General features: G+C 27.3%; 4 protein-coding genes. 2 read left to right on the top strand and 2 right to left on the bottom strand.

The window, feature by feature from the left end:
• The first annotated feature begins 334 nt into the window (after positions 1-334).
• The gene (locus tag RXO53_RS07525; RefSeq protein ID WP_410713612.1) at positions 335-1,507 is read left to right on the top strand and encodes a glycosyltransferase family 4 protein; all 1,173 of its coding nucleotides are present in this window, start codon (positions 335-337) and stop codon (positions 1,505-1,507) included.
• Between the two features lie 354 nt (positions 1,508-1,861).
• On the top strand, positions 1,862-3,013 hold the full coding sequence (locus RXO53_RS07520) for a glycosyltransferase family 2 protein (protein ID WP_410713611.1): 1,152 nt from the start codon (positions 1,862-1,864) through the stop codon (positions 3,011-3,013).
• A 693-nt stretch (positions 3,014-3,706) separates the two neighbouring features.
• On the opposite strand, the gene RXO53_RS07515 is transcribed toward RXO53_RS07520, so the two are convergent.
• Both RXO53_RS07515 and RXO53_RS07510 read right to left on the bottom strand, forming a co-directional pair.
• Complete coding sequence (locus RXO53_RS07515; RefSeq protein ID WP_410713610.1) at positions 3,707-4,852, bottom strand: glycosyltransferase; 1,146 nt, start codon at positions 4,850-4,852, stop codon at positions 3,707-3,709.
• A gap of 797 nt (positions 4,853-5,649) precedes the next feature.
• On the bottom strand, positions 5,650-5,936 hold a 287-nt coding region (locus tag RXO53_RS07510), incomplete at its 5' end, for an FkbM family methyltransferase (protein ID WP_410713609.1).

Here is a 5,936-nt window from a genome sequence, read left to right as displayed (position 1 = left end):
TAAGGCAAACCAAAACTAGTATAGTTTTTTATATTAAATTCAACCTTATAGATACATCTTTAAATACGGGGAATTCTAAAGCCATTTAGGTCAAAAGACTATAAATCTTATTTGATGCTATTAACATAAACTCTATTGAATTGACTTTCATTTTAAACTATACTTTTTTATCGAAAAATAGGATAAAATTTGGCGTTTTATATTTTTCTTTAAATGGGTTATCTTAGCAAAAACAAAAAGAAATCTATTATATCTTTGAAAAAGTTTTTGAAAAGTCGTAAAGTTATTAAAGCAAATTGCTAATATAATTAACAGAATTAAAAAGGTGCATATAATGAAAGTAGCAATATTAATGTTACCAAGGTTTTTCGGAGGAGGTGAGATAAGAACCCTTAAAGTATTAAGCTTTTTTCCTAAAGAAAATTACGTATTAATAATTCCAAAAAATAAGAAGTTAATGTTAATGAGAGATATTAAAAAGTATTTAAATGATAGAGAATCATTAGATATAGTAAAATCAGCATATGAATTGGAGGATTTCCATAGCATAGGCCATATAAATGAAATTGCATATGGTCGTTATATAGCTAAGGTCTGCAAAAGGCTTAACGCGGATTTACTTTATGCACCTTATGATTATTCTGTTTTATCCTTAGGTATAAGATCTAGCGGTATGAAATGGAGTTTACTTCTTCAATCAATACCAGCAATAGGATCCTTAACTATAGAGGATGGCTATGGATTTAGCCTTTTCTTAAAAAATGCAAAACTAAACAATTTAGGTTTACTTAAGGCATTAAATGGTTATACAAATCTTAATTTGCTTAGTCTAGCAGCTCATGGAGTTCAACTTCTATCTGTTTCTAAGTCAATACCATATGAAATGAAAAAAGTAGGCATAAACCTTAACTTCAAAGTAGTTGATCCAGGGATCGGGGTTGAAAAATGCAATTATTTAAATCAAGAAAAAGTGTATGATTTAATTTTTCATGCTAGGATTACTCCTGAAAAAGGCATTTTTGACTTTTTAAAAATAGTTAAGGGAGTAGCTAATTATAATAAACAAATTAAGGCCTTAGTTGTTGGCGCTGCAAGTAGTGAAATGGCAAAAGAAGTGATAAAATATGCAGAAGATTTAAGGATAGCTAAAAATGTTGAATTTAAATTTAATGTAAAAAGTAATGATGTGTTTAATTTATTAGCATCATCAAAGCTATTTATATATCCTTCTAGATCAGACGCTTTTCCGCTTGTAGTATTAGAATCCCTTTCCTGTGGAACACCTGTATTAGCATATGGAATACCTGCAATACGGTTTAATTATTCAGACGCAAAAGCTGTAATTAAAGTCAAACCCTTAGACATTAGGGGAATGATCGATCATGCTATTAAAATAATCGATGGGTCAGAAAAAGTAGTAAATGATGGTATTAAATTTTCAGAAAAGTATACTTGGGAAAATGTGGCAAAAGCTGAATGGAAATTAATAGAGTCAATTGCTAGTTAATAAGAATTTTTTAATAACACTATGAATTATTTATTGAAATTTTTGAAAAATGCAATTATATTTGATAAAAGTTAATTTTTGAAAAAACGAGGAAATGATAAATAAAGTATAATGATTAATTAAATTATGTTAAGTGAATTTATTAAAAATTAGGGTAATCTTTAAAAGTTAAAAAAATAATAATTTTTATCTATGCGAATGATAATTAATATTAAATAACAAATAAAGAAACGAAACTGTAAATTTTAAGGGTTTTTACTAGAATTTATTGAAAGAATAAGAAAGCGTTTAAATTTTAATTTTAGCAAAAAAGGATTTAAAAGGAAGTAATATAAAAATTTTTGGGTAGTTAATTTGGATAAAAACTTAATCAGCGTTATTGTAACAGCGCATGATAGAAGAAAATACTTACCTTTTGCATTGAAAAGCCTAGAAAAGCAAACGCTTCCAAAAGAAATGTTTGAAGTAATTGTTGTAAAGAACTTTGAGGATAATATAAGTGATGAAATAATTTCTAGAAATAAATGGAAAAACGTTGTAACTGATGAAAAATCCCTTAGCTCAAAAATAGCAATTGGATTTAAAAAGTCTAAAGGAGATATTATTACATTTCTTGAAGATGACGATATGTATAGAGAAGATAGACTAGCAAAAGTATATGAAACTTTTAACAAATTTAATGATTTAATATACTTTCATAATTCTCAGGTTATTATAGATGAAAATGGTAATAAGCTAGAAGATCCTATTTATCAAAATTTAAAGACAAAAAATAAAAATATTTTAATTCCAAATAACAAGAACTTTATAATAAAAACTAGCACATTAAAAAATATAGCTAAATTTGCTAAAATGAATCCTTATGATTTTTTGTTTTTTTATATTACAGATAAGGGACATCATAACAATAGTTCAATTGCAATCAAAAGAGATATAATTAACAAATACATAGAGCTATTTAAAAAAATTGTAATAGCTTTGGATAAATTTTTTTATAGTATATCTTTGGTTTCTGAAGGAAGTATATTTTTCACAGATGATGAACTTACATATTTTAGGGTTCATAAAGAAAGTCATAGCACATTTCATAAAGTTGATCAAAAATATCACAATAAATTATATTATTATAAGATAACATTACGAACTTTAGAATATGCAAATGATTTAAAAATACTTTCAGAAATCACTCAAAGTTTAAATGAGCATCAAGTTCCTTGTAATTTTGATAAGTTACAAGCGTCAAACCCTAAGAATGAATTGCAATATTCGCCTTTTAAAGAAATTAAATATTTACCAAAAGAATTTAAGCTTTCAATAAACGATCTTAATTATTTATTAAGATGCTTACCGCATTACTATAGTATAAGTAAACAGATAAAAGACGAAGATTTTCAGAAATGGCTCATTAAATCAGTACCTTATTTTATATTATCATATATAATGCAGATTACAAGATCAGAAAGAATTAGGGAAATTTACTTCAAATTTAGCAAAACTTATAAGTAGGGGTCTGGGCTTCATTGAATTTTCATAAAATTGTATTTAATTCTAAGCCAGCTTATAGAAAAAGATTTTACCTAGGCTCCTACCAGTGCTTCAATTTATATGATAAAGCGAACGACAAACCCCTTCTAGGGGCGGGGTAAAGTTTTTTTAATTTAAAACCTTATTAAAAATTGAGACATTTGCTAAAGGGGTATGCGTCACTGAAATTTGAGTATGCATCTACCCCAACTAACAAGTGTAATAAAATATAACTCCAAGCCGATCAACTCTTAAAACATGAGGAGCGGGAGCCGATTTCTCCAGCAATATCGGCTTGGGGGCATAATGGAGTAGCACCCATAGAAGGGGTGTAACCCTCTAGACCTCAGGAAACCCTCACCCTTCAAGGCAGGGAAGAGGTCAGAAGCAATTTAACAATCTAGACTTAATTTTTTATAACCAACTTGTAAAGCTTAAGGATCCTGTAAAGGAAATAAGAGCAGATGAGAGTCATGTAGCATTATTAATTGATTATGAGTCAGCAATTAAAATAGGCTTGATAAATGTTGTTAAAATGATGAGAAAAATAGGTTTAAAACCTCATATTTGTACTAAGGCAAAGGATGAATTATCTATAGTAGGATTAAGGGATTATAGTGTAATAAAAAATCTAAATGAATATACTCATTGGAATATTTTAACCTGTAATCCCCTTTAAATTTTTGCATTTATAAGTTCTTCGATAACTTCATTAAGCCTTTCCTTAAACTTTTCATAACTGAAGTCTTTGGCTATATCTTTAGCTTTTTCTGAAAGATTATTAAGCCTTCCACACTCGCTTAATAATTTCTTTATAATTAGAGCTGCCTCTTCAATGTTTTTATAACCTAATCCTTCATCTATTCTAGAAACTATATCTGTCCATCCTCCACCATCTTTATAGACTACAGGTACTAGCCCAGCTGCTGCTGCCTCAGCTATAGAAATACCAAAATGCTCAGCAAAAGGTGGATGAAGGTAAATAGAAGCTTGGGACATTAATTCAATTATTCTTTTTCTTGGTACATCAGTTTCAACATGAAAATTATTTAGTCCTATTGCTTTTTTGTTTATAGATTTAATAACTGATCGTGAGTAATTACTTGTGCTACCTATCAAATAAAATTCGGCTTCTGGTATATTCCTAGCTATATCTGGTATCGTATTTAGCTTTTTCTCAGGAGAAAATCTGCTAACAGTTAATATTATTTTCCTTCTCTCTCCATTTATAGAAAGAAGTTCCTCAATGTTTACCGGGGGGTAAACAATTTTAATCTTTAGATCATTGCCATATGCTTTCTTTATATAATTAGCAGTCCATGTACTGTTTGTCATTACAAATCCTGATTTGGAAATTAATAATTTTGCTTTCTTTATTACTAATGAGTTATAAAGTTTTCTACTAATACCTGTTTTTGCCTGAAATGAAATATAATCAATAAGAGCTGGAAAATGAATGTAAGAGGCATCTGTATATTTGTAAGGTATATTTGATTGAGTTTCAATTATAATATCATAATTATTTCTAAGCTTTTTTATTAGCTTAACAAGATGATTCAAAGCTAATAAACGCCTGTAACGTATAAATTTGTCATTTTTTGTCTTCAAAATTCTATTTATAAAAGGTTCTCCTAATTCTTTAATAGTTTGAATAGTTTGATCTCCGCTAGTAAGAATTTCCCAAGCCTTAGGATCTTTATGAGCAGTATAGAGATCAACATCATATTTAAGTTCTCTTAATGCTTTGTACATTTCTAAAGCTAATTTTTCTGTCCCTCCTGTTTCTTCAATAAGGGTGTGAATCAATGCAATTCTTGCCATTTTATTTCACCTATTTTATTAATATTTTTGTCATGAATATGCTTCTTTGTAGTTTTTATCTCTCACTTAATTTGTGAAGCCAATTGATATTAAGTCTTTTTTATTTTATGAATAAAATTGTATTATTGTTTGTTATAAATTTAATTAGCTTAATAATTATTCGAAAGATCTTTTATAAGTTTTTAAGATAATACTAATAATACCTTTTATATTCATCAAAATTAGGCATTAATTTGGTAATCAGATAATGAGTATATAATAAAATAAGAATTTCTAGTTTCTTTAGGATTATGTTTTATATTATAATAAAATATAAAGAAAAAAGTCTAAATATTAAGCATTTTTATTTATAGCTATATAAAAAAGTGCTGTAAAAACTACTGATAAAATTTATATTTCAATGATTTAACATTATATAATATTTAAAGCTGTAAATCCTCAAGTAGGATCACTTATTTCTTTTCTTTCAATTGATATTATTTAAAGTTAGCGTCCATGGTAATTTTACATTTTACCTACTTGTCTATACAAATAAATTTATTTTGCCAAAACTTAGTTTTAGCAATTTATTTCAGAGCCTATGTCTAATTCCTACATATATGAAATCCTTACAAACTCAAGCGTTTCATATCTTTTTCTCTATATTTTGACCTAGAAAAAAAAATTACGGGACAAATATTCTAGCACAGTGCAAATCTGGGTTATTAGTTTTAGTTAGGTATAAATTCTTAAACTTTTCTACCTAACTAAAACTAAATTTACCAAAAAGTTAAACAAATTTTTCAAGATGTTTAGAGTTATTTTTGTTGACATAAATAAATACTATGAATCTTGTGTTTGCAATTAAACCCTATATTTTCTAGAGAAGTTAAAATTTTATCAGTACTTACATTAGATTTATAAGGATGAGCTTCAAATACTATATATTTAAAAATTTTTAATTCATTAGGGTGAGACTTTGTTAATATATCTGCTTCACAACCTTCGCAATCCAGCTTTAATAGATATGGATTATCAACCATTTCAATAACATCTTTTAATGTTATTGTTGGTACTTTGCATTCACTATTTGATTCGATTAGTC

The organism is Caldisphaera sp., assembly GCF_046536515.1.
Classification (GTDB): domain Archaea; phylum Thermoproteota; class Thermoprotei_A; order Sulfolobales; family Acidilobaceae; genus Caldisphaera.
This window is presented reverse-complemented; position numbering and strand designations above follow the sequence as displayed.